Here is a 24,751-nt window from a genome sequence, read left to right on the forward strand (position 1 = left end):
TTTCAGACTGACTCAAAAATGGCACTTAACCCACTGCGACGCTCAATACGCGTCGTGACCGCCTGCGCCAGCACACGTTCATCGGCGTAGAGCGACAAGCGCTTACGGGCGCGGGTGATAGCGGTGTAAACCAGTTCACGCGTAATGACTGGCGACATCTGCACTGGCAGAATCAACACCGCGTGATCAAATTCAGAGCCTTGCGATTTATGCACCGTCATCGCCCATGCCGTTTCGTGTTCCGGCAAACGGCTTGGCTGGACCGATTTCACGCTGCCATCCGGCATCTGGAACCACACGCGAAGCCCCTGCCCGCGATCGAGGGCAATACCAATATCACCGTTGAACAGGCCGAGAGCGCTGTCGTTGCGTGAAATCATCACAGGCCGCCCTTCATACCAGCGCGAATGCGGCTGGCGGATGATTTTACGTTTCTGAGAAAGCGTCTGCTCCAGCCGTTCGTTAAGTCCCGTCACGCCGAACGCCCCCTCACGAAGCGCGCACAGGAGTTGATATTCGCCAAAAGCAGCGATAACCGCTTCCGGCGAATCCTGCTGGTGAATGCAGTGCAGAAAACGCTGATAACCCAGCACCGCATCTTCAAGCATCGCCAGATACTCTTCGCCCGTTTGCAGCGGCTTTTTTTCTATGTCTTGAAAATCACCGTTAAACACCGCGCGGATGGCATTTCGGTCGCCGCGATTCACCGCCGCGGCAAGCTGCCCGATACCGGAATCACTGCCGAATCGATAGCTTTTTTGCAGTAAACAGAGACTGTCGCGTAACGCGCCCGCTACCGGATCGGACGTGCCTTCAATCGAACACCCGGTGAGATCCGACAACTCCTGCGCACGCGGTAACGTATAGCCCGCACTGGCGTAATGACAGATATCACCCAGCACCGCGCCCGCTTCAACCGAGGCGAGCTGATCGCGATCGCCGAGGAAAATCACTCTGGCATGGGGCGGCAAGGCATCAATCAGACGCGACATCATCGTCAGATCGATCATTGAGGCTTCATCCACCACCAGCACATCCAGATGCAGCGGGTTGCCCGCGTGATAACGCAGACGCTGACTGCCCGGCTGAGCACCCAGTAAACGGTGCAACGTGCTGGCTTCATTCGGGAACAAGGTGCGTTGCGCATCATTGAGCGGGAGTTTTTGCAACGCCCCGCCCAGCGATTCGGTCAGTCGCGCAGCGGCTTTTCCTGTCGGCGCAGCCAGACGAATCCGGCATTTTTGTTCACCCGCCATTTGAATCAAAGCGGCCAACAATTTTGCCACCGTGGTGGTTTTACCCGTTCCTGGCCCGCCCGAAATCACGGAAATACGGCGCGTGAGCGCAACCGCCGCTGCCACTTTTTGCCAGTTCACCGACCCACTGTCATCAAATAAAGCGTTCAGCGTTTGATGTAGCTGGGCAGGATCATAAGGCAGCGGTTGATTTGACTCATTGAAGAAGCGGGCAATCGCCAGCTCATTTCGCCACATGCGATTGAGATAGAGCCGTTCAGCGCACAGGATGAGTGGCGTCGGCAGATCGCCGGTACTGACGCCATGGGATTGCAACAGGACGTCCTGCCAGTTAACCGCTTCGCCCACTAGCGCAAAACACGCTTGTAAGGGGGCCGGGGTTTTATCGTCGACCACCAGACGTGAGAGCGGTAAACAAACATGCCCTTCACCCGCATCCCTACTGAGGATTGCGGCGGCCAGCATGACGGCTGGCTGGTCGTTGCCCGCCACCATCATGGCAAACTGTGCATCGAGTCGGCGCAGAACACGTTGTTCTACCGCCTCGAGCAGTAAGGCTTGCATCGTCATTCAGCCACCTCTTCCGTGCTTGCCGCGAACAGCATGTCCATTTTATCCACCAGCGCAACGTCAGGGCGCGTTGTAAAAATTCCAGAGTGCGGATCGTTCGCGTCAACACCCCGTAAAAACAGATAAATCACGCCACCAAAATGCTGCTCATAGGCGTAATCCGCGATGCGATGACGCAGATATCGATGGAGCGCTAACGTATAAAGCTGATACTGCAAGTCATAGCGGTGCGACTGCATCGCCGCGGCCATCGCCTCTTGGGTATACGCCTCGCTGTTATCACCCAGCCAGTTGGATTTGTAATCCAACAGGTAATAGCGCCCGTCATGGCGGAAAACAAGATCGATAAAGCCCTTTAGCATGCCGCTTACCTGGCGGAAATTCAGCGCCGGACATGCTTTCGACAGCGGATCATATTCGCGGATTAGCCCATCCAGCGCACTGGCCGTCAACGGGCCGGCGATAGGAATATAAAATTCCATCTCAACCTGTTTTTCTTTGGCGGTGAGGTGGCTCAAAGATAAACCCGATTCCGTGAGCGGCGCCTGCAAAATCGAGGTGACCCAATCCGTCAGAACTGGCTGCCAGTGCGCATCGTAGCCGCCTTTTTGCAGCATCTCAGACACCCATTCCGGCGAAACAGGCTGTGTAAAATCCAGCGCTTCAAACAGGCTGTGCAGGAATGTTCCCGGCGATGCGCCACGCGGGAATTGATGCGGCGTAAGCTTAGGTTGCTCAATCACCTCGCCGACTCCCGACGCATCCACGTCAAGTTTAGGCATTAATTCTTGCGCAAAATTCTGTCCATGTTGCTGCAACCCGGAATAACTCGTCACGCGCCAGTCATCCACCAGCCCACGCGTAATTTGCCGTGCGCTTAAATCAGGCGCGGAGATCTCCGGCATCTTCCAGCGTGTCGAATCAATCGGCCCCGTGATTTGAAGCGCGATATTCTCATCGCACAGCGCCTCAAGGCACTGCTTCAGCCCTGCGGCATCTTTTGGCTCACCTTGCTGTATCAGACGTCCAAGTGCGCTTTGATGAAAATCGCTTTCACCTATTTTCTCACCACGACGGCGGAAAAGCGGCGCAACGCCAAGGCTGCAATGCCATACAGAACGCGTTAACGCCACGTAGAGCAGGCGCAAATCTTCTGCCAGACGTTCAGCCTCCGCAAGTTCAATACTTGCGTCCGCTCGGCTGAGATCAAGAATCGCTTCAAACGAGTCACGATCGTGATAAAACGCCTGATCCTGTACGCGATAATTCGCGATAAACGGCAGGCAAACCAGCGGATATTCCAGCCCTTTCGACTTGTGAATAGTGACGATTTTCACCAGATGTTTATCGCTTTCGAGTCGCATCTGTTGGCTTGCTGCATTACTGTTTGGATCGGCAATATGTTGCGATAACCAGCGCACCAGCGCGTGTTCACTTTCCAGTTGCGATCCGGCCTCCTGCAACAGTTCGCTGATGTGCAAAATGTCAGTGAGACGCCGCTCACCACCGGATGTCGCCAGCATATTTTCTGCGACGTGGCGCTGAGACATCAGTTCACGCAGCATGGCCATCACGCCGCGCTTTAACCAGCGCTCGCGGTAATGGACAAATTCTTCAACAACCGCATCCCATTTCGCTTCATCATTATTCAGCGCATCAATGTCCCGCGCGTTGAGTCCTAACATGGAGCTGGCCAGCGCACTACGCAGCGTACTCTCGCGCTCAGGCGTTAACACAGCCTGCAGTAGCCACAGCATCTCCTGCGCTTCAAGGGTTTCAAAAACGCTGTCGCGATTGGATAAATACACCGAGGGAATATCAAGCGAAGTGAGCGCGTCACGAATCAGCGACGCCTCCTGCCGACTGCGAACCAGCACGGTAATGTCTGATGCGCTGACCGATGTTGCCTTTTCGCCTTTCCGCAGTAACGCCTCGCCGCGCACACCTGCGCTTAGCCAATCGCGAATCTGCGCCGCGCAATGCTGAGCCATCGCGTTCTGGTAGTCGCTGACGCCACAGCCTTCGCCATTCATCAGCCAGTAATTCATGGCCGGTTGAGTTTTTCCCTGATATTCAAAGCGAAGGTCGTGATTTTGCGGTGCGGACTTAACGGGAGAAAACGGTATTTCCTTGAACATAAAGGCCGCGTCCATACGCTCAAAAAGCGTATTTACGCTGGCGACCATACCGGGCGCTGAACGCCAGTTGGTGTCGAGGGTGTAGTGCGCTTCGACCTCGCTACGCGCCTTCATGTAGGTGAAAATATCCGCGCCGCGAAACGCATAAATCGCCTGTTTGGGATCGCCAATCAGGAGCAGCGCGGTATCCGGCTGCTTACGCCAGATACGCCGGAAAATACGATATTGCTGTGGGTCGGTATCCTGGAATTCATCAATCATCGCCACCGGGAATCGGGTGCGAATCGCAGCAGCCAGCGCCTCACCGTTTTCGCTGCTCAATGCTGCATCCAGTCGGCTCAGCATATCGTCGAAACCGAGTTCTCCCCGACGATTTTTCTCACGTGCGACCGCTTCACGGATCTCTGCCATGGCGCGCGTGATCATCAGATCATTCAGGGTGAGCGGCTGTGATAACAGGGTTTCGATAGCAACAAACAGGGGGTGTTCCGGCACAATGCCGTCGGCTTTGGTTCGCTCCGTCAGAAAATTCTGTGCAAATTTTTCAAGCGCATCGGGTAACTGGTAGCCGCGCGTTTCTTCCTGCGCCCAAGCGCTGATTTTTTCGATCCATTTCGCCTGATTGCCACGGTTAAACTTACGTCGATCGATGCCCGAGTTTTCAATAATGCTGTCGATTTCCCCCACCGAATCGCACCATTTTTGCTTCAGGGTGGCAATCAACGACACTATAGCCTCATGCCGCTCAGCAAGCGTTTCATCTGCCCGAGGCGGGGATTTAATGACGGGCGCTTCACCTTGAAGATAGCGATCGATAGCGCGCAGAAGATCCTCTGGCCCTTTCCATAACGCATGCACCGCTTCGGCAATATCGCGCGGCAACGGATAGCAGTGACGCCGCCAGTAATCAGCGCAGGCCTGGTAACGAAGTTCCGATTCATCTTCGATGAGCTGTTGCTCAAAGAGCATGCCGGATTCAAACGCATTCAAACTCAGCATGCGCTGACAAAAACCGTGAATGGTAAAGACGGCAGCTTCATCCATTTGCCGCTCGGCCAGCAACAGCCACTGTGCCGCTTGCTGCTTGTCGACGATCTCTTCAAGCAAGCGAAGATACAGAGGGTTGTCAGTAGTCTGGCGCAGACAGGCGATACGCAGTTCATGAATATTTGAACGTATCCGCCCGCGCAACTCGGCAGTCGCGGCCTCGGTAAACGTCACGACCAGCAGATCTTCCACACCGAGGGGGCGTGAAAAAGCCGCATTGCCACCCAAACCTAAAAGCAAACGCAGATAGAGAGCGGCAATGGTGTACGTTTTTCCCGTTCCCGCTGAGGCTTCAATCAATCGTTCACCTTGTAGCGGTAAACGTAAGGGATCAAGGGACTCAGCGGTATCGGTCATTCTTTTTTGCTCCAGGGCATAGATTTCTGTAATGCGCTGACGCTTTCCCAAACTTTCCAGCCCTGCGGATTAACATAGTCCGCCTTTCCATTCTGGCTGCCTGAAACCTGGGATAAGCATGCCATACCTTGCGGCTTCACCACCGCCTGGTGGAAGAAATCAGCCACCTTTTCAGGCGTCAGCAATTTTATCTCGGCCACTATTTTATCACGCGAATCAAACGTCAGATTGCCCCTGTCAAAATCTTTGCTCAGCTGTGAGGCTTCTTCGCCTAACGTTTGCGGGGCTTGCTGCATCTGGGCGATAACCGCCTGCTGGATTTGAGCGAACTCTTCTGGCTTCATCTTGCGCAGTTTCTCTTCCGCCTGCGGGAAGAAAGCCTGGTAACGCTGCCAAAGATACGCGGGCTGTTTATCGTTGCTTTGCAGCAAGAAGCCCAGGCCCCACTGACGGCCCACGCTCATGGAGAAAGCAAATACCGCATAGCCAAGCTGCTCTTCGGTACGCAACTGACTGTAGAACCACGGCTGAATAATTTGCTCCAGCACCGCGCTGTACGCAGAACCGGCAAACTCATCGTAACCCGTTGGGACAAAGACAGCGGCCAGCGCTGAGTCCGTGCTGCTGCCTGCTTTTTCAAAGATCACATGTTGCTGTTTCTCAACCAGCACATCCTGATTACGGCACCACTCGTTACCGTTAGCACCCAATTGTTTGCGAACATTTTGCGCGAGCGTTTTCGATTGTTCTTCGCTCATGTTCCCGACAATTAGAAACTCTGGGCGTGAATGGGTCTTCAACGCGGTGCGATAATCCATCACCTCTTTAAGCGTGATAGACGGCAGTAATGCCCGACGCGTTTCGCGCTGGAAATACGGGATCTGGGACAGCATCTGCACGGGCATTATTGCCTGTTCGAAGGCCTTGCCTTTCTCTGCCGAATCCATCATTTGCGCGTACCAGGATTTGGCCTGCTCCAGTTGCTCCTCAGTCGGGGTGTAGCTGAAATAACCGTCCAGCAGCGCCTGGAAAAGCTGTGGCAGACGCTGAGTGTAGCCGTTGGCGTTCACCATCAAACCATTGTTAGCATTCGTCGAGAAACTGATGCCCCCTACTGCGGCCTGATTACTGAGCTGATCCAGCGCAATTCCCGCGAGATAGTCATTCAGGGCGAACATCACCTGATTTTTCGCGCTATCCATGGCCTGCGGATTGCGCAGGATGACGCTCACGTCTGCTTTGGGCTCGCTGGCAAAATAACGGCTTGGGGTGTACACCACGCGCAGCGCCGGCTCGTCAACAATCAGCTCCGGGTGCGGGTATTTTTTCGAAGGCTTAATCAGCGTGAAATCATCCGGAATATACGGATTCAGTTCAGGCAGTTTGAGGTCTATGTCATTCGATTTTTTCTTCCAGTCAGCGAATGTTTGCTCGCTGATTTTGTTGACCTGATAAGGTGCATCAACAAAATACGCCATTTTGTTATGGGGTTCATTCGGGCTGATATACCAGATACGGGCGTTTTGCGGGGTCATCATCGCCAGACGCGCTTTTATGGCTTCAGCATCATAGCGATCGGCAATATTCACGGCATCCAGAGTATGCTCTACCGGAACACGGAGCATGGTATCTGCCAGCCATTCAACGTAGTCCATGTCACGTGTGATGGAGGGATAACGGAAGTCGAGATCCAGCACGTGCGCCAGTTCGTCAAAGTAGCGTTTATCCACGCCCTTTTCGCGCAGCAGCGACAGATAGCTAAAAATGGCGGCAACGACTTCGTCGCGGTGTGCGAGACCTTTATCGGTTAATGTCGCCGAAATGGCGAGAACACCGCTGTTACCGTTCACAACCGGGTCGGAGTCGGCGCGAATACCCTCTACCAGGCCTTGGTTTTGCAACCAGTCAGAGAGCGTACCCGGACTCCGGTTCCCGATAAGATAGGTGACCAGTTCATCCGTTTTACTGCGAAATTGCGCGGTATTGTTATCAATACGGAATTCAACACGCAGCACCTTACGCGGCAGCGCAGGGACGTAGTGGATAACGATCCCTTTTTGTTCATCGGTAACAACGGGAACCGTGATTTCAGGACGTTCGATATTTTTGTTCGGAACTCGACCATAGGTTTGCGCAGCGATACGTGCCAGTTCAGGCAGTGGTTTGTTGCTGTACACTACGGCTTTCATCAGGTTAGCGGAATAATACGTATCGCGGAACGCGTGCAGTGCATCCAGCACCGGACTCCCCGCTTTATCGCTCAGCGTATCGAGATTGCCGCCGGAAAAACGCGAACCAGGGTGCGCAGGGTTGATGGTTTCTGCGCTGACTTGCGCCATTCGCATACCGTCTCGCGTGCGCGCCATCGTCAGTTCAGCGTTGACGGCATTACGCTCACGCTCTGCGTATTTTTTATCCAGCAAAGGTGATGCGATGGCATCCGCAAGACGGTCTACCGCAGGCTCCAGTGCATCATTTTCGACTTCAAGATAATAGGCGGTACGGTACGGCGCGGTGCTGGCATTGTGGCTACCACCGTGCATTTTGAGAAATTCAGAAAGGCTGTCTGCCTGCGGGTATTTTTTAGAACCCATCAGCGTCATATGTTCAAGATAGTGCGCAAGGCCCGGATGAGAGTCCGGATCTTCAAGCGATCCCACCGGCACTACCAGGGCTGAAAGTGACTTCACCGCCTGCGGGTCAGATACCAGCAGCACAGTCATCCCGTTATCAAGCGTTATCGCCTGATACTGTCGGGCGTCTTTATCGCTTTTACGGATTGTTTCCTTTACGGGTTGCCAACCGGAGTCTGCCTGAGTGACGGGTGCCCAAAGGGCGACAAACAATACAAACGCTTTAAATAAGGTGCTGCCTGGCATTCACTACCTCTTCATCACGGCTACTTCATTAATCAACTGCGTGCTGGACACGCCAGCATCTCTTTCTGTTTACATCAGTCCGTGACAACTCGGGCATGATAATTGAACGCCCTATCCTGTGCAATTTTTATACAGCCGTCAGGACTGATTAAATCTAAACATCGGTAGCAGATAGCGTTGAGCTTCAACCGTAATCGCATCGAAGTACTCTGGTTCCAGCGTTCGCCATAACCGCTGATACCAAACATCATCCCCTTCGCCCCGAACCATCATGTTTCCTTCGTACGCCTGCATAAATTTGCTGCGTGCTTTTTGCAAAGTCGCCTCATCCATTAACATGGCATCATTCTGCGCGTCGTAACAGGTTTTTATCCATGCGCCCCCACTTTCTGGGAGCAGCAGCAAAGGTTTGTTCATGCCCTGTCGATAACCCTCAACAAACAGCGTCAGATACGCTAACGCCTGTTCTGAGGACATTGGCGGGAAACGCCATTCGCCATCTTTACGCACAAACAACCGGCTTTCGCCGTCATTCCCGCCCGCACTGTAGACAAGATGTTCGAGCCAGAGTTGCAAGCCCTGCGAAACACTGAGCATCGCGGGACGCCAGCGTAGCAGTCCATCAGGCTGCACATGCTGAAGCCACCCTGTCAGTTGGATACCATTACAGTTCAGGTCAATTTCAAGGCTTTTTCCCGGCTGGCGGTTCTCAATAACGCGATCGGCCAAGGCCTGCATTTCCTGACACTGTGCGTCCCAGACAATTTCGCCAAATGCGCCAAAAGGAAGCAGCCCCGCAGCGCGATAACGCCTGAAGAGCATTTGTGCATTTTCTTGTTCGACCAGAGCATTGAGTAATTGCTGGTTCAGTTGATAGCGGCTTAATCCGTCGAGCGTAAAGGGTTCTGAATCAGGGATTTCGCTGTCTTCAGAGCGGAAGTTCACCTGCAAACGCTGCTGGAAAAAGGCACGTACCGGGTGTGCCCAAAAGCGCTGCAATTGCTCAAAGGTCAGCGTTTCAATGGGTCGCGGTTCAAGTTCCTGAATAAAATCAGAATGCGCTATGCCTGAATTCTTCGCGGCGGGAAGCCATTCGCGCGCATAGCTTTGCTGCTCGTTTTCCACGTAATTTGTCGGATCAAACGGCATGCGGCTGTGACAATGTGTGATGTGCGCTTTTACCTTCTGCTCACTCTTGTCGCAATTCAGTGTTTCATCGCCAGGTAAATAGTGGCTCTGACCGATGTAATCAACGAGTTCCTGCACCAAAACCGACGGGAAACGTTCGCTGTTATCCTGAATAGAATGCCCGATGTAGCTGATATAGAGCATTTGCTGGGCAGAGATTAACGCCTCGAGGAAGAGATATCGGTCATCATCGCGTCGGCTGCGATCTCCACGCTGCGGCTGCTGGCTCATCAGATCAAAGCCCAACGGGGCGAGCGCACGTGGATAAACGCCGTCATTCATCCCCAGCAAGCAGACAACTTTAAACGGAATCGAACGCATAGGCATCAAGGTACAAATATTGACAGGCCCGGCGAGAAAACGCTGGCTAATACGTTCCTGATCGAGGCGTTGAGTGAGCTCATCTCGCAGGAGCGACAGCGGGATAGGCTGATCGTAATGCGATGAAATTCCTTCATCTATTATCGCCTGCCACTGCTTCTCGATCAGCGCCATTGCCGCTTCGGTGTCGCTGTCCGGCAGGAAGAAATCTGTCAACATTTCACGACATATTGGCAGCCACGCGTCTAGCGGACGGGGCTGCATCAACTCACGCTTCCAGCGATTGAGCTGCATCAGAAGTGAAGCCAGGTGCCCAACCAGTTCCGCAATCAGTCCTGTCGACTCGTCATAGGGTAAGACGTCATTCCACTCCCCCTGACTGCTTTCCATGGCATAGCCCAGTAGCATACGTGTCAGGCCAAACGCCCATGTGTGTTGACCTGTCGGCGGAAGGGAAAACTCCTGGACGTTGTCATCGTCAATCCCCCAACGAACGCCCGACTCGTTAACCCATTGGCGCAAATAGCGCAGCCCTTCTTCATCAATATCAAAACGGGTGGCAAGAACGGGAACGTCCAACAACGCCAGCACATCTTCAGAAATAAAGCGGCTATCCGGTAAAGAGAGCAAGCTAATAAAAGCCTGCAAAGCAGGATGAGACTGGCGTGCCCGTCGGTCAGAAACAGCATAGGGGAGATAACGCTCGCCTGTTGCGCTGCCAAATACCGCCTGGATAAAGGGGCTGTAGCTGTCTATATCCGCGACCATCACAACGATGTCGCGCGGAGTGAGTTCAGGATCGTCCTGCAGCAGCGCCAGGAGTTTATCGTGAAGTACTTCCACTTCGCGTTGCGGGCTATGACACATGTGAATGGTCAGACTGCGATCGTCAGGATCCAGTTTGCGTTTCTTGTCGCTGCTGGCAAATTCTTCAGCCGTGATTCCCGCTATTGCGCGATTTTCCAGATCAAGAATATCCGACTGGACATTGTGTAAGAGGCTATCTTGGCTGATGTCCGCAAACGCGTCGACGTCACCTTCGCCCGAAGAGGTGATGTCGGAAAGCATATGCACATAATCTCGCCCCAGTTTCCCCCACGATGCGAGCAGCGGATTCGGCAAATCCTGAACGCCTTCTTCATTGAAACGTTGAGCGGCACCAGCACTGTCTTTAAAAAGCGGGATTGAACGGTCTTCGAATAGCCGACGCCTTTGCCTGGTAACAAAGCGAGCGATCGTTCGTGGATCCTGGATATCACCCCAATATTCTCGACAAGGGTTAGTGAACAAAATGTGGATATCGACATGCTTGCCCAACGCTTTAAGTGCATTGAGATATACGGGCGGCAACGCTGAGATTCCGCAGATAAACACGCGCGAGGGTAACCCCTCTGGTGGCTTTGAAGCCGCCTCAAGCGTTGCAATAAAACGATCGTAGAGATTGGCACGATGCCACTGCGGTTGCCCTAACTTTTCAGTATGTTCTACCAGCGCTTTCCAGAGTGGAGCCTGCCAGACTTGAGCATCGGGTAAACCGTCAACAAGCTCACCAGACTCCCAACGGTTCAACCATTGCGAACGATAGACCAGATATTGGTCATACAGATCAGCTGTGCGCGAGGCGAGCTGGAACAACTTACGTTTATCGGTATCGTCGCTGAGATAGTGCCGAAGCATGACGAATTCATCGCGTGGAAGCATTTCCGGCAGAATCGACATCAACTTCCAGCTCATGCTTTGTTTACTGAATGCGCTTTGTTTAGGGATGTCAGGCAGGACACGGACAAACATGTCCCAGATAAAACTCGCGGGAAGCGGGAATTCGATATTTGCCGCAATACCGAATTTTTGCGCAAAGGACATTTGTAACCATTGAGCCATGCCCGTGCTTTGTACCAGCACCATTTCAGGCTCGAAAGGATCGAGAGGATGCTCGCGCTCGACGATAAACTCCATCAACGCTTCCAGCACATCCAGACGATTTGAATGGTAGACCCTTAACATACGCGCTCCCGACTACTTGCTAACCGGGCAGTGCAGGCGTGTCATTTGACCCTGCCGCCCCAGAGGAGAAAAAATAGTGACCGTGATGCTGACACATCCGGCCTGTGTTGTCTGCACCCGGCTCGTACGCCAACCATCCGGCAAGGTATCTGAGTATAATTGCGCCTGATTCCAGGCATAATGCCAGAGCTGACGATATTGATTGAACATCGTAAAACGACTCGCCAATGCGCGATGATAGCCAGACAGCGCAGTGACAATTATCACCAGTAACATCATTGCCAATAAGACTTCCACCATGCTAAATCCTTTTTGTCTGTTTAGGGTAGCCGACATAGCGCGACCTCCTTGAGTGGACAAAAATCACTCCAGCCATGGGGAGAAAAGACAATTCGCCCATTCTGTATTTCCCCACCACGCCATAACATGACGTCACCACTGCCAGCGATCAGTAAAACACGTTCATTTGCCAGCAAACGCACGCAAGCTCGCCCTTCCGGGGTATTTCTGCACTGGATATTTGGACTTACCGGCCATAGCTGGCTCTTTCCCCACTCCAGCGCTGACTGTGCGTTAACCTGTTGCTGCATCAATTGGCGCTCACTGCTGACAATACGCGTAAAAGCGTCAAGCTGTTGGTTGAGCCCCGTGAGAATTAAGCTTCCAATAATGAGGAGAAGCAGGACAAGGGCAAGCGATGACATTCCACGCTGGCGGTTCACAGATTGAATCCGGTTACGCGATAAGTTGCCTGATAAGGTTCGGTTTGCAGGCCGACGCGAGAAGCCGCAAGCTCAATCGTTAATTCAGGTGAAAATCCAGATGTCTGCGTTTTACTCACTGAGAATCGTTTGATCAGAATACTGGCAGGATCGGTCAGTTTGTCCCACCCTTTTCCGTCGCAGGCAGTGGCTCCGCGCTGTATTTCAAGCGATCCCCCTTCGAGACGAAAGCCCGTTTGCTCAGTTTCTGATTGTGGTGCGTTTTCCCAACGTCCATTGCTGTTAGCATCCCACTGAACAATAACGCAGCTTCCTGCCCTGCCTATTGACAGCGCTTGCCCCTGACAAAGGCCCGCACAATATCCGGCCCTCTGCAGCTGCTTGCCAATTGCAGAGATTCTTAACCATACCTCTTCTTCCAGTTCCTGCTGCCTTTCTTGCATCAGGCTGGCGCGCTGTAAACCCGGCAGAAAACGCGCAGTGCTCAGTAATAAAATACTGCCAATCGCCATGGCTAACAGCACTTCCGTTAACGAGAAACCTCGCTGATTTATTGACATATTCCCTTGCCCGTACTGTTGCACATTCTGATACGCCCCCCGTTTGAGACGATGAGTAACCACTCGCCCACATCGCTTCTGACGCGAATATGCCCCGGCCAGGCGGTATCCCTTAACCCATAAAATGCCAGGGAGGGTGTCACCTCAGCGATTGTGACTTCAGGCCATAGCGGCTTTAGAACAAAAACGCTAAGCGTATCGCAATCCGTTATTTTCGTTGTTAAAAGACACTCACTTTGACCGTCTTTTTTGAGCAAAATGGTGTGGTCACGGTTGTGCCCGTTTGCGTCATCGCGTAATTGCACCAGAAAGTCCCGCACCTGATGTGCGGTTTGCCACAGGCGCTGCTGTTGCTGCCAGCTTTGCCAGCCAAATAATCCCGTCGCGCTAAGAATGACCATAATAGAGACAGCCACCATCGTCTCGATGAGCGTAAATCCACGTTCTGTTTTCATGGCGGCAGTTTGATGAGAACGACAAGAAAAAACGAGGAGGGAAATTGAAAGTTACGAGGCGTTTTCCACGCTGTTTTGTGTGTTGCATGACATTGCAAAAAGGATTGAAAGCAGCTCGTAAGACCAAAAATCAGGCAAAAAAAACCGGCACTGATTAGCGCCGGTTGTGTAAGGATGTCGCTTGTTAGATAGCCACGGGCGCTTTAATGCCAGGGTGCGGATCGTAGCCTTCAATTTCAAAATCTTCGAAGCGATAGTCGAAGATAGACTCCGGCTTACGCTTGATGACCAGCTTCGGCAAAGCCCGCGGTTCACGAGTCAACTGAAGGTGCGTCTGTTCCATGTGATTGCTGTAGAGATGGGTATCGCCACCTGTCCAGACAAAATCACCCACTTCCAGGTCGCATTGCTGCGCCATCATATGCACCAGCAACGCGTAGCTGGCAATGTTGAATGGCAAACCAAGGAAGACATCGCAAGAGCGTTGGTAAAGCTGACAAGAGAGCTTGCCATCGGCAACGTAGAACTGGAAGAAAGCATGACAAGGCGCTAGCGCCATTTTGTCCAGCTCACCGACGTTCCAGGCGGACACAATAATGCGTCGCGAGTCTGGATCGTTTTTTAGCTGATTGAGCACGGTGGTGATCTGATCAATATGACGGCCATCGGGCGTAGGCCATGCACGCCACTGGTGGCCATAAACCGGCCCCAGGTTGCCGTTATCATCCGCCCATTCGTCCCAGATAGACACGTTGTTTTCACGCAGATAAGCAACGTTAGTATCGCCTTGCAGGAACCAGAGCAGCTCATGAATGATCGAGCGCAAATGACAGCGCTTCGTTGTCACCAGTGGGAAGCCTTCTTGCAGATTGAAACGCATCTGGTGGCCAAAAATAGAGAGCGTACCCGTTCCGGTGCGGTCGTTTTTCGGCGTGCCCTCATCGAGCACTTTTTTCATCAATTCAAGATACTGTTTCATGGTTCCTCAGGAGAGCTGTTGCTGTGGACGACGGTACGCCCAAATCATCATGATGATACCCGCGACAATCATCGGGATGGAGAGAATCTGCCCCATGCTGATGTACTGAACCCACTCGCCGGTGAATTGAGCATCTGGCTGGCGGAAGAATTCCACAATAATACGGAACGCGCCATAACCAATCAGGAACAGGCCGGAGACAGACCCCATCGGGCGCGGCTTGCGGATAAAGAGATTCAGAATGATAAACAGCACGACGCCCTCAAGCGCCAGCTCATAGAGCTGAGACATGTGACGCGGCAGCACGCCGTAGGTATCGAAAATGGATTGCCATTCCGGGTGCGAAGGTAAGAGCGCGATGTCTTCAGCACGAGAGGCCGGGAAGAGCATGGTATACGGCACACTCGGATCGACGCGGCCCCACAGCTCGCCATTGATAAAGTTACCCAAACGACCCGCCCCCAAACCAAATGGAATGAGCGGCGCCATGAAATCCGCGACCTGGAAGAAGTTGCGCTTGGTCCGTTTGGCAAAAATCACCATCACCAGGATCACACCAATCAGGCCACCGTGGAAGGACATGCCACCATCCCAGACGCGGAACAGGTACAGAGGATCACTCAGGAATGTCGGGAAGTTGTAGAACAGCACGTAGCCGATACGGCCGCCCAGGAACACACCCAGAAATCCAGCATACAGCAGATTTTCAACTTCATTTTTCGTCCATCCACTGCCAGGGCGACCGGCACGACGCCCGGCAAGCCACATGGCAAAGATGAAACCAACCAGATACATCAGACCATACCAGTGCAGCGCAACGGGCCCGATAGAGAATATGACCGGATCAAATTCCGGAAAATGCAGATAACCACTGTTCATCTGTCACCACAAGTTCTTGTTATTCCGCTGAAAATTGACAGCGGCAGAGAATCGCGCACGGCGTTAACCGACGCTCCAAAGTGGCGAATCATAGCATAACGCTGGCAGGGAGGATGCGATTGAGATGTAAAAGATGTGTATAGAGTATGGTGAGTATTTATTTGTTTACCCCGAAGCGATCGCCGAACGGGGTAACGAAGAAAGTCGTTACCGACCGCCGCGGATCAAGCCACCCATGCCACGACGCTCCATAAAAGCAGCGACCTGGTGACGAACTTCTATAGCGAGCTGCGCCTCAAGGCTTCGCCTGGCAAGCTCCTGCGCCTCGTCAAAATCGATATGACGTAACAGGTATTTAACGCGAGCCACCGAGCGGCCGTTCATGGATAAATGACGGAAGCCAAGACCAATCAGAATGGCGACACACATTGAATCACCTGCCATTTCTCCACATAACCGCAGATCGATATCGTACTGTTCGGCTTCTCGCGCGATCATCGCCAGCGCACGGAGCATAGCCGGATGGAGGCTATCGTAAATGCTCGCAACGCGCGTATTGTTACGATCCACCGCGAGCATGTACTGGGTGAGATCGTTGGTACCCACAGAGATAAAATCGACGCGGTTTGCCAGCTGCGGCATCATAAAGACCATTGAAGGAACTTCGATCATCACCCCGATACGTGGTTTCGGGATCGCATATCCGATCATCTCCTCCACTTCGCGGCCTGCACGTTCGATTAAACGACGCGCTTCGTCAATCTCATCCAGGCTGGTGACCATCGGCAACAGAATACTGAGATTGCCCGTGGCCGCATTCGCACGCAGCATGGCGCGAACCTGAACCAGGAAGATTTCGGGCTGATCGAGCGTAATACGAATCCCGCGCCACCCGAGGCAAGGATTTTCTTCGCTGATGGGCATATACGGCAGCTGTTTATCGGCGCCAACATCCAGCGTTCGCAGCGTCACCGGCTTGTCGTTAAACATCTGCAACATGCCCTGATACTGCGCCACCTGCTCTTCTTCGGACGGAAATCCGCTTTGCAACATGAAGGGAATTTCTGTGCGGTACAGACCAATACCGTCGATGCGACTCCCGAGCTTTTCTTCATGCGCGGGACTCAGGCCTGCATTGAGCATCACTTTGACCCGCTCGCCGCTTTTCAGTTGCGCAGGCAGGTTGACGTCATCTTCCGCAAGTTTACTTAACTCGTTCTCTTCGCTGATCAGCCGCTGGTATTCCTGCAGTAAAACAGGCTCAGGATCGACCAGTAATTCACCGCGATAACCATCAACGACAAGTGTGCGTCTTTGCAGTACGGCAGGCTGAATATCCGCGCCCATGACCGTAGGGATCCCCAGCGCCCGCACCATAATGGCCGCATGGGAGTTAGCAGCACCATCGCGAACAACGATGCCCGCCAGTCTGTCCTGCGGTAATTCGGCAAGCGTCGTCGCGGAAAGCTCATCCGCCACCAGCACAAAGCGTTTCGGCCAGGTGTTTTCCCCCTGATTGGAGTCATCGAGATGGAATAACAGACGCTGCCCGAGACTGCGGAGATCGCCAGCGCGCTCTTTAAGATAGCCATCAGTCAATGCTGCAAACTGTTCGGCAAATTTTTCGATAACCTTCTTCACTGCCCATTCGGCCACAGAGCCTTTATCGACTTCGGCAAAGAGTTCACGTCGCAAACGCGCATCGGAAAGCAGGTGAGAATAGAGGTCAAAAATGGCCGCCGTTTCTTTTTGCGCACCTGCCGCAAAACGTTTGCTGTAACGTCGGAATTCGTTTGAAGCCTCTTCCAGTGCCCCCGTCAGACGCTCTCGCTCAAGGACAGCATCAAGCGTTGAGGCCTCATACACCTGTTCCATCAGCGGCAGGGTGGCATCCATCCAGCCTTCGGCAATGGCAACACCAGGGGATGCAGGCAGCGCACGAATTCGTGTCTGGCGATATTGACCAAACAATGCTGCCAATTGTGACTGGGAAAGGATCGCCGCCATTTGGGTGGCTAACGTGACAAGAAATGACTCTTCGCTTTCATCGAACTGACGCAACTCGCGCTGCTGGACAACCAAAATGCCAAGCAGTTGGCGGCGCTGAATAATCGGCACCCCAAGAAAGGCACGAAATCGCTCTTCTTTAACGGAAGGGATATATTTGAAGCTGGGGTGTTTTTGCGCATCCGCCAGGTTGATAGGTTCCGCCAGCCGACCTACGAGGCCGACGATACCTTCATCAAACGCAAGAGCAACGGTGCGACCGCGCGGTTTTTTAAGGCCGCGGGTTGCCATCAGGTAGTAACAACGTCGATCATGGTCGGCCAGATACACCGAACAAACTTCGGTTTCCATCGCAAGACAGATGTCAGTCACCAGGATGTCCAGCGCCTCATTGAGACGCGGTGCACTGGCAACCTTTTCGACTATTTCTCGCAAGCGGGTGAGCATGATATGCGTTGCTTAACCTCTTTTACGTCGCCAGGCAGGTGCGCTTTGTGGTTTAGGAGGAGCCTCCTGAAACGCTATCACAACACTTGCGAACTCTTTCATTACCCTACGGTAAACATCGCGCTTAAACGAGACGACCTGACGAACAGGATACCAGTAGCTTACCCAGCGCCAGCCATCAAATTCTGGCGTACTGCTGGTTTGCATATTGATTTCAGAGTCGTTGCTTACCAATTGCAGGAGAAACCATTTCTGTTTCTGGCCGATACAAACCGGCTTTGTGTCCCAACGCACCAAACGTTTCGGTAACTTGTAACGCAACCAGTTGCGGGTCGAAGCCAGGATGCGAACATCTTTTCGGCTTAAGCCGACTTCTTCGAACAGCTCCCGATACATCGCTTGTTCTGGGGACTCTCCAGGATTTATCCCGCCTTGCGGGAATTGCCAGGAGTGCTGACCATATCGCCTTGCCCACATGACCTGGCCCTGACGATTACAAATTACGATACCTACGTTCGGGCGGTAGCCATCGTCATCAATCACCGGACTACCTCAAACTAAACCTTATATATGAATGATTGTTTCATACTACTGTGAGGCGGTAAACCACTCTCTTACAGGGCTGCAACCGAATAACATTTGAATAACTCACAATTTTCACCCAAGTTATAAACAGACAGGCAGGATTGAGGACGATTTTATTCACTTTTTCTGTGGATATACTTGTGAAGAAGTATGGAATTACCGATGGACAACATTTTGTGGCGTGGAAATGCAAAACCGTCACTCACAAATAAAAATATTATTTATTAAGAAGTTAAAGACAAAAAAACGATCGTCACTTACCAAAGCGTGACCGTTATCACAGAGAGGATCGTAAGGCTGATGAAAGATCGAACAGCGTCGGTTTTATCCACAGATTGTGCCAATAAGTTAGTCACATTTTGTGTGAAAATTCGATTTTCGTCGCACGTCAAGGCTGTAAATCGAAACAGTAGTGAGGGTTATACCCAGTTATCCCACTTTTCTGTGGATAAGTGGGTGTAAGATCCTGTTCATTGTCAGTGACCAGTTTTGAACAACCCTGTTTTGGAATTTATTTTTGCTCAGATTTGAAATAAAAAAGACATAAAAATCATAACCCTGCCATATCTGTTCAGAAATCGTTAAACTCTATCCACAAGGTCTCATTTTGTCGTTCATTTTTTAACCAAAGGCTGATATTGATGCTTCCGCTCCTTCCACTCCGCTCTCCTCCTGCAACCGAAGAGCAATTATTGCACCAGGCACAGCGCGTGGCCGGTCATACCCTTGGGGAATTAGCCGCTCTGGCAGGGCTGCCAATTCCCCAGGATCTGAAACGCGATAAGGGTTGGATCGGCGTATTGCTAGAACTGTGGCTTGGCGCCAGCGCGGGCAGCAAGCCTGAACAAGATTTCGCCGCGATGGGCGTCGAGCTGAAAACTATTCCTGTCGATAGCCAGGGTAAACCGCTCGAAACGACGTTTGTTTGCGTCGCTCCCTTAACCGGAAATACTGGCGTCACCTGGGAAACAAGCCATGTCCGTCACAAACTGAAGCGGGTACTGTGGGTACCAATTGAGGGAGACAGAGCCATCCCGTTGGCTGAGCGCCGGGTTGGCGCACCGCTGCTGTGGAGCCCTGACGAAGAGGAAGATCGACAGCTTTGCCAGGATTGGGAAGAATTAATGGACATGATCGTTCTGGGGCACGTTGAGCGGATAACGGCGCGTCATGGCGAAGTTATGCAATTACGTCCGAAAGCGGCTAACAGCAAAGCGCTTACCGAAGCCATCGGTGCCCGTGGCGAACCGATACTCACGCTGCCGCGCGGCTTTTATTTAAAAAAGAATTTCACGGGCGCCCTGCTGGCTCGCCACTTCTTGTTGAAAACATAGTTTTTACGTGAAGTTTGAAGTGAATCAAAGTCAATCACCGGCTTTTTAAGATTTCACTGCTTCCCCATAGCGCATATTCAGGTTATTACTACACTATGATTTGATACGAGCCAGATGAGGATGATAACGATGAAAAAATGGGCAGTGATAATCTCGGCGGTCGGTTTAGCGTTTGCTGTTTCAGGTTGTAGCAGCGATTACGTCATGGCCACGAAAGATGGCCGAATGATACTGACAGACGGCAAACCCGAAGTCGACGACGATACCGGCCTGGTGAGTTATAACGACCAGCAGGGTAATAAAATGCAGATTAATCGCGACGATGTGTCGCAAATCATCGAGCGATAAACAGATAAAGGTCAGCCGCTTGCTGGCCTTTTTGATTTTTTTCTTCCCCTTTTGCCTCCCCTCTGCCATGTTTATATTCCTCCGTCTGGAGTCAATTCCCGATCCTGACGCAGCCTACATGTCACACTAAGGAAGCCGGCTATGCATTATCACCGTATCCCCCACAGCACTCTGGAGATCAGCCAACTGGGGTTGGGCACGATGACATTCGGTGAACAAAACAGCGAAGCCGATGCCCATGCGCAACTCGATTACGCCGTCAGCCAGGGCATTAACCTGATTGACGTTGCAGAAATGTACCCCGTGCCACCGCGCCCGGAAACTCAAGGATTAACCGAAACTTACGTTGGCAACTGGCTGGCGAAGAGCGGTAATCGCGAAAAACTGGTCATTGCGTCTAAAGTGAGTGGCCCTTCGCGCAACAACGATGCGGGTATTCGCCAGAATCAGGTTCTGGATCGCAAGAATATTCGCGCCGCGCTGGATGACAGCTTAAAGCGCCTGCAAACGGACTACCTCGATTTATATCAGGTGCACTGGCCGCAGCGTCCAACCAACTGCTTTGGTAAACTGGGTTACAGCTGGAGCGACGGCGCACCTGTCGTGACGCTGCTCGAAACGCTGGAAGCACTGACCGAATGCCAGCGCGCCGGTAAGATTCGCTACATTGGCGTCTCGAACGAAACGGCATTTGGGGTGATGCGTTATCTGCATCTGGCGGATAAACACGATCTGCCGCGTATTGTGACGATTCAGAATCCCTACAGTCTGGTAAATCGCAGCTATGAAGTCGGTCTGGCGGAAGTGACCCAGTACGAAGGCGTTGAACTGCTGGCCTATTCCTGCCTGGGCTTTGGGACGTTAACCGGTAAATATCTGAATGGTGCTAAACCGGCTGGCGCACGCAATACGTTGTTTAGCCGATTTACACGTTACAGCGGTGAGCAAACGCAGAAGGCAGTTGCGGCTTACGTCGATATCGCGAAGCGTCACGGGCTGGCTCCGGCACAAATGGCGTTAGCTTTTGTACGCCGCCAGCCGTTTGTCGCCAGCACCTTACTGGGCGCCACGACTATGGATCAGCTGAAAACTAACATTGAAAGCTTCCATCTTGAGCTGAGTGAAGACGTTTTGGCAGAGATTGAAGCCGTGCATCAGGTTTACACCTACCCTGCTCCGTAATAAAAGCAAAACGGCAACCCTGTTGCCGTTTTGAGTTTTTTCCCTCTCTGGTCACGATGAGAATATCAGGCCGCCACGCTAGCGACGACGCTGCCAGATCCACAGCCCGGTAATCGCCAGCGCAAAGAGCGCGCCAAACCCCACGCCAATGCCCACCACCGGCAACCCCGCTTTGACAGCCAGCGAGTAAAGCCCCAGCATCAGCAGCATCGCGGTGTTCTCACCCAAATTCTGCACGGCAATGGCGTTGCCCGCCCCGACGGTATGCTTGCCGCGCTCCTGCAATAACGCATTGAGCGGCACGATAAAGAAACCGCCCAAAATACCAATCAGGATCAGCAATCCGTAAGCGGGTAAGAGCGCATGCTGCAGGGAGAAGAACAGCACGCCCACGCCAATCAAAATCCCGGCGGGCATACAGCGCCTCACCGTTTCCAGCGTCACCAGTTTCGCCGCCGCTCCCGCACCCACCACGATCCCGACAGCGACCATGGCATTCAGATACGTTGGCGTCGCGTTGTCAGTAATCCCTAACGCTGTCGGGACCCACAACACAAGCAGGAAGCGCAGCGTCACGCCAGCGCCCCAGAACATGCTGGTTCCAATCAACGAAAAACGCGTTTCGCCATCGCGCCACAGCACCCGACAGGCGTTGAAGAAACTGGACGTCATGGGGGTGAATCGCCAGGATTGCCCCGGACGCGCCACGGGGAGCGTCGGGATAAACAGGTTTGCGACTACGGCGCCTGCGTATACCACGGCGCAAATGCCCAGCGCCGCGAGAACGTGCCAGTCTGCCAGCACACCACCGGCAACAGAACCAAGCAGAATCGCGGCAATCGTCGAAGATTCCATCAGACCATTGGCTTTGACCAACTTATCGCCCGTGGTTAGCTCACCCAGAATGCCGTATTTGGCAGGCGAATAAGCCGCTGCCCCAATACCCACCAGCGTGTAGCCAATAAAAGGATTGAAGCCGAAACAGATACTTGCCGCACCCAACAACTTAAGGCTGTTGGCAAACATCATCACCCGTCCTTTCGGGAAGCTGTCCGCCACCTGCCCGACGAACGGGGCAAAAAGAATGTAAGCGCCCACAAACACCATCTGCAGAATAGGCTGACTCCAGTCAGGATAGAATTCTGCTTTCAGTAGTGCGAGGGTGGCAAAGAGCAAGGCATTATCGCCAAAGGCCGACAGGAACTGGGCGGACGTTACCGCCATCATGCCCTTCGACCAGAGCGAAGTGTTAGTGTGTGCCGACTCACGCATCGTGATGTTCTTCCTCTTCAACCATGCCTTTCAGCGCCACAAAATCGGGTTTACCGCTGCCCAAAACAGGTAGCTGCTTCAGATAACGAATGTCGCGCGGCACGGCCAGTTCTGGCACACCATGTTCACGGGCGTAATGCAGCAGTTGTTCACGCTTGAGCTCGCTATCCGTGGTGAAGAGCACCAGGGCCTCGCCTTTACTGGCGTCACTTTTAATCGCCGTTGCGTGCATCTTCTCGGGAGAAAGAGCATTGGCGAGCTGTTCCACCATTTCCAGCGACACCATTTCCCCGGCGATCTTGGCAAAGCGCTTCGCACGGCCCTGAATTTGCACAAACCCGTGCTCATCAAAACGCACGATATCGCCGGTGTCATACCAGCCGGTTTCCACTTCGCCAGCCGCATTTTCCGCCGTCGGCGCTTCAAGCACGCCCGGATTTTCAACGCGCAGATAGCCGTTCATCACGTTTGGCCCTTTGAGCTGCAGACGACCGCCCTCTTCAATACCAGGTACCGCCAGCAGGCGTGCGTCCATTCCGGGTAGGATTCGGCCCACCGTGCCCGGTCTGGCGGCCATCGGCACGTTGATCGACACGACGGGCGCGCATTCCGTTACGCCATAACCTTCGAGGATGCGCAGACCAAACTTGTCCTGCCAAATTTCGCGGGTGCTGTCCTGCAATTTTTCAGCCCCGGCTACCACGTAGCGCACGCGGAAGAAATCATAGGGATTGGCAAAGCGCGCGTAATGCCCCAGGAACGTCGATGTACCAAAAAGCACCGTACAATTGCGGTCATAAACTAGTTCCGGCACCACCCGATAATGCAACGGGCTGGGATACAGGAAGACTTCCGCACCCGTGAATAACGGCGTAAAAAGCCCGACCGTCAGACCGAACGAGTGGAAAAGCGGCAGCGCCGACATAAACCGATCTTTGGCGGTAAAGTCAGCGATCGTTTTGATCTGCTCAACGTTCGCCAGAATGCTTTTATGGCTGTGAACCACGCCCTTTGGATGACCTTCCGACCCCGAGGTAAAAAGAATCATCGCCGCGTCTTCTGGCTGCTGTTTAACCTGCGCCAGATGCGGGACCAGCAGATGGGCGAAAATCCACAGCTTATCCGCCGTTGTGACGTCGGCTTTGAGATCTTCGAGGAAGACCCAGCGCACCTGCTTGAGCTGCTCCGGCAAATGCCAGAGTTTGCCCTTATCGAGGAACTGGCGTGACGTGAAGACCGTTTTGATCTCTGCCGCCGTAATGGCGCTGGTCAACCCTTTGACTCCTGCCGTGTAGTTCATCATCGCCGGAATTCGACCGCGTGAAACGGCACCAAAAATCACCGCCGCGCTGATACCGGCATTGGGCAGCATCAGCCCGATTTTCTCGCCCTTTTGGCTGTATTTCTCAAGAATGCGTCCGACAAACAGGGCCTTGGTGAGCAGTTTGCGGTACGTGTCGGGTGTGAAATTGATATCTTCGACGCAGTTTTTTCTCGCGCCATAGCGGTCCTGAGCGGAGAGTAACGCTTCATATAACGTTTCACGCGGACGTACCGCCATGCGGGCTTCCATCATAATTTGATGAAGCATTTCCCCTGCTATTTTACGGCGGTCGCGAGCGCGTGGGGCGTCAGGCATGGGCAGCGTTGTTGGCGGCAGTATGTGGAGCGTAATTTGCGGGAACAGCCGTTGCTTCACTAGCCCTTTCAGGCGGCTGAAATAGGTCAGTTCAGCGCCTTCAATGCGCAACGGAACGACTGTCGCTTTCGACTTGGCCGCAACAAAACCGGCACCGTCGTAGATTTTCATCAGTGAACCCGTCACTGAGATACGGCCTTCCGGGAATATCACCACCGGCCGCCCCTGTTCAATCAGGCGAACCAGATGCTTAATCATCATCGGTTTAGTGGGGTCGAGCGGGACAAGGTCAACCAGCGGCGCAAGCCAGCGCATAAACCATTTCTGGCTGATAGAGCTGTACACCGCAAACACCGGACGTCCAGGCAGGAAAAGGGCCAGCAGGATCCCGTCGATAAAGGAAACATGGTTTGGGGTGATAAGGACGCGCTCGCCTTGCAGTGACTGGGTATCACCCGTCAGGCGGATGCGAAAGAGGATACGAAATAAGATACGGAAGAACCCAAATAGCATTTCAACTCCCTTTGCCTGTCAATAATTGGCGTTACGCTAAATTGTGGCAGATTACACGAGAAGTGCAGG

Annotated in this window: 17 protein-coding genes and 1 pseudogene; 4 read left to right on the forward strand and 14 right to left on the reverse strand. The window is 53.0% G+C overall.

Translation table 11 applies throughout. From position 1 onward, the window contains the following. Positions 1-2: 2 nt before the first annotated feature. The 12 genes from recD to rppH form a co-directional block, all read right to left on the reverse strand. Positions 3-1,826: an exodeoxyribonuclease V subunit alpha gene (recD, locus tag ACKI5T_RS18575; protein ID WP_407439347.1), complete on the reverse strand. Its 1,824-nt coding sequence runs from the start codon at positions 1,824-1,826 to the stop codon at positions 3-5. Continuing rightward, a complete protein-coding gene (recB, locus tag ACKI5T_RS18580; protein ID WP_407439349.1) occupies positions 1,823-5,368 on the reverse strand; it encodes an exodeoxyribonuclease V subunit beta in 3,546 nt (1,181 codons plus the stop codon). The genes recD and recB overlap by 4 nt, the downstream gene beginning before the upstream one ends. Then, entirely contained in the window at positions 5,365-8,247 is a 2,883-nt protein-coding gene (gene ptrA / locus ACKI5T_RS18585; RefSeq protein ID WP_407439351.1) for a pitrilysin, read from the reverse strand. Before ptrA ends, recB begins: the two co-directional genes overlap by 4 nt. Positions 8,248-8,385: 138 nt before the next feature. Continuing rightward, positions 8,386-11,760, reverse strand: coding sequence for an exodeoxyribonuclease V subunit gamma (recC, locus tag ACKI5T_RS18590; protein WP_407439352.1), 3,375 nt, complete (start codon positions 11,758-11,760; stop codon positions 8,386-8,388). Positions 11,761-11,772: 12 nt separating this feature from the next. After that, on the reverse strand, positions 11,773-12,096 hold the full coding sequence (locus tag ACKI5T_RS18595) for a prepilin-type N-terminal cleavage/methylation domain-containing protein (RefSeq protein WP_015960259.1): 324 nt from the start codon (positions 12,094-12,096) through the stop codon (positions 11,773-11,775). Continuing rightward, positions 12,081-12,482 (reverse strand): DUF2509 family protein, encoded by a 402-nt coding sequence (locus tag ACKI5T_RS18600; protein WP_407439354.1) that lies wholly within the window; start codon positions 12,480-12,482, stop codon positions 12,081-12,083. The genes ACKI5T_RS18595 and ACKI5T_RS18600 overlap by 16 nt, the downstream gene beginning before the upstream one ends. Then, a complete protein-coding gene (locus tag ACKI5T_RS18605; protein ID WP_407439356.1) occupies positions 12,479-13,042 on the reverse strand; it encodes a prepilin peptidase-dependent protein in 564 nt (187 codons plus the stop codon). The genes ACKI5T_RS18600 and ACKI5T_RS18605 overlap by 4 nt, the downstream gene beginning before the upstream one ends. Continuing rightward, positions 13,033-13,497, reverse strand: coding sequence for a prepilin peptidase-dependent protein (locus tag ACKI5T_RS18610; RefSeq protein WP_407439358.1), 465 nt, complete (start codon positions 13,495-13,497; stop codon positions 13,033-13,035). Before ACKI5T_RS18610 ends, ACKI5T_RS18605 begins: the two co-directional genes overlap by 10 nt. 184 nt (positions 13,498-13,681) lie before the next feature. Beyond that, complete coding sequence (gene thyA, locus ACKI5T_RS18615) at positions 13,682-14,476, reverse strand: thymidylate synthase (protein WP_407439360.1); 795 nt, start codon at positions 14,474-14,476, stop codon at positions 13,682-13,684. Positions 14,477-14,482: 6 nt separating this feature from the next. Continuing rightward, positions 14,483-15,355: a prolipoprotein diacylglyceryl transferase gene (gene lgt, locus ACKI5T_RS18620; RefSeq protein ID WP_015960263.1), complete on the reverse strand. Its 873-nt coding sequence runs from the start codon at positions 15,353-15,355 to the stop codon at positions 14,483-14,485. A 207-nt stretch (positions 15,356-15,562) separates the two neighbouring features. Beyond that, a complete protein-coding gene (gene ptsP / locus ACKI5T_RS18625) occupies positions 15,563-17,809 on the reverse strand; it encodes a phosphoenolpyruvate--protein phosphotransferase (RefSeq protein ID WP_407439362.1) in 2,247 nt (748 codons plus the stop codon). 12 nt (positions 17,810-17,821) lie between these two features. Then, complete coding sequence (gene rppH, locus ACKI5T_RS18630) at positions 17,822-18,352, reverse strand: RNA pyrophosphohydrolase (RefSeq protein WP_015960265.1); 531 nt, start codon at positions 18,350-18,352, stop codon at positions 17,822-17,824. A gap of 454 nt (positions 18,353-18,806) precedes the next feature. On the opposite strand from rppH, the pseudogene ACKI5T_RS18635 reads away from it, so the two are divergent. The 4 genes and pseudogenes from ACKI5T_RS18635 to ACKI5T_RS18650 all read left to right on the forward strand — a co-directional run. Further along, positions 18,807-18,884, forward strand: a pseudogene (locus ACKI5T_RS18635) (hypothetical protein); the annotation flags it as partial. A 151-nt stretch (positions 18,885-19,035) separates the two neighbouring features. Continuing rightward, positions 19,036-19,728 carry a DNA mismatch repair endonuclease MutH gene (mutH, locus tag ACKI5T_RS18640; protein WP_407439365.1) on the forward strand — a complete coding sequence of 231 codons (693 nt, stop codon included), beginning with the start codon at positions 19,036-19,038 and terminating at the stop codon, positions 19,726-19,728. Between the two features lie 129 nt (positions 19,729-19,857). Beyond that, positions 19,858-20,076 (forward strand): lipoprotein YgdR, encoded by a 219-nt coding sequence (gene ygdR / locus ACKI5T_RS18645; protein WP_015960267.1) that lies wholly within the window; start codon positions 19,858-19,860, stop codon positions 20,074-20,076. Between the two features lie 141 nt (positions 20,077-20,217). Then, entirely contained in the window at positions 20,218-21,258 is a 1,041-nt protein-coding gene (locus ACKI5T_RS18650) for an NADP(H)-dependent aldo-keto reductase (RefSeq protein WP_407439367.1), read from the forward strand. 78 nt (positions 21,259-21,336) lie between these two features. Here ACKI5T_RS18650 and lplT read toward each other — a convergent pair whose 3' ends face one another. Next, positions 21,337-22,530 (reverse strand): lysophospholipid transporter LplT, encoded by a 1,194-nt coding sequence (gene lplT, locus ACKI5T_RS18655; protein ID WP_015960269.1) that lies wholly within the window; start codon positions 22,528-22,530, stop codon positions 21,337-21,339. Then, positions 22,523-24,682, reverse strand: a complete 2,160-nt coding sequence (gene aas / locus ACKI5T_RS18660) for a bifunctional acyl-ACP--phospholipid O-acyltransferase/long-chain-fatty-acid--ACP ligase (RefSeq protein WP_407439369.1) — start codon at positions 24,680-24,682, stop codon at positions 22,523-22,525. The genes lplT and aas overlap by 8 nt, the downstream gene beginning before the upstream one ends. Between the last annotated feature and the right edge of the window lie 69 nt (positions 24,683-24,751).

The sequence above is a fragment of the Lelliottia sp. genome, from assembly GCF_045627565.1.
Classification (GTDB): Bacteria; Pseudomonadota; Gammaproteobacteria; order Enterobacterales; family Enterobacteriaceae; genus Enterobacter.

Bases quoted from the DNA above. Each gene is read 5' to 3' on its own strand.
- recD (WP_407439347.1), bottom strand. From the start codon at position 1,826: ATGACGATGCAAGCCTTACTGCTCGAGGCGGTAGAACAACGTGTTCTG.
- recB (WP_407439349.1), bottom strand. From the start codon at position 5,368: ATGACCGATACCGCTGAGTCCCTTGATCCCTTACGTTTACCGCTACAA.
- ptrA (WP_407439351.1), bottom strand. From the start codon at position 8,247: ATGCCAGGCAGCACCTTATTTAAAGCGTTTGTATTGTTTGTCGCCCTT.
- recC (WP_407439352.1), bottom strand. From the start codon at position 11,760: ATGTTAAGGGTCTACCATTCAAATCGTCTGGATGTGCTGGAAGCGTTG.
- ACKI5T_RS18595 (WP_015960259.1), bottom strand. From the start codon at position 12,096: ATGTCGGCTACCCTAAACAGACAAAAAGGATTTAGCATGGTGGAAGTC.
- ACKI5T_RS18605 (WP_407439356.1), bottom strand. From the start codon at position 13,042: ATGTCAATAAATCAGCGAGGTTTCTCGTTAACGGAAGTGCTGTTAGCC.
- ACKI5T_RS18610 (WP_407439358.1), bottom strand. From the start codon at position 13,497: ATGAAAACAGAACGTGGATTTACGCTCATCGAGACGATGGTGGCTGTC.
- thyA (WP_407439360.1), bottom strand. From the start codon at position 14,476: ATGAAACAGTATCTTGAATTGATGAAAAAAGTGCTCGATGAGGGCACG.
- lgt (WP_015960263.1), bottom strand. From the start codon at position 15,355: ATGAACAGTGGTTATCTGCATTTTCCGGAATTTGATCCGGTCATATTC.
- ptsP (WP_407439362.1), bottom strand. From the start codon at position 17,809: ATGCTCACCCGCTTGCGAGAAATAGTCGAAAAGGTTGCCAGTGCACCG.
- mutH (WP_407439365.1), top strand. From the start codon at position 19,036: ATGCTTCCGCTCCTTCCACTCCGCTCTCCTCCTGCAACCGAAGAGCAA.
- ygdR (WP_015960267.1), top strand. From the start codon at position 19,858: ATGAAAAAATGGGCAGTGATAATCTCGGCGGTCGGTTTAGCGTTTGCT.
- ACKI5T_RS18650 (WP_407439367.1), top strand. From the start codon at position 20,218: ATGCATTATCACCGTATCCCCCACAGCACTCTGGAGATCAGCCAACTG.
- lplT (WP_015960269.1), bottom strand. From the start codon at position 22,530: ATGCGTGAGTCGGCACACACTAACACTTCGCTCTGGTCGAAGGGCATG.
- aas (WP_407439369.1), bottom strand. From the start codon at position 24,682: ATGCTATTTGGGTTCTTCCGTATCTTATTTCGTATCCTCTTTCGCATC.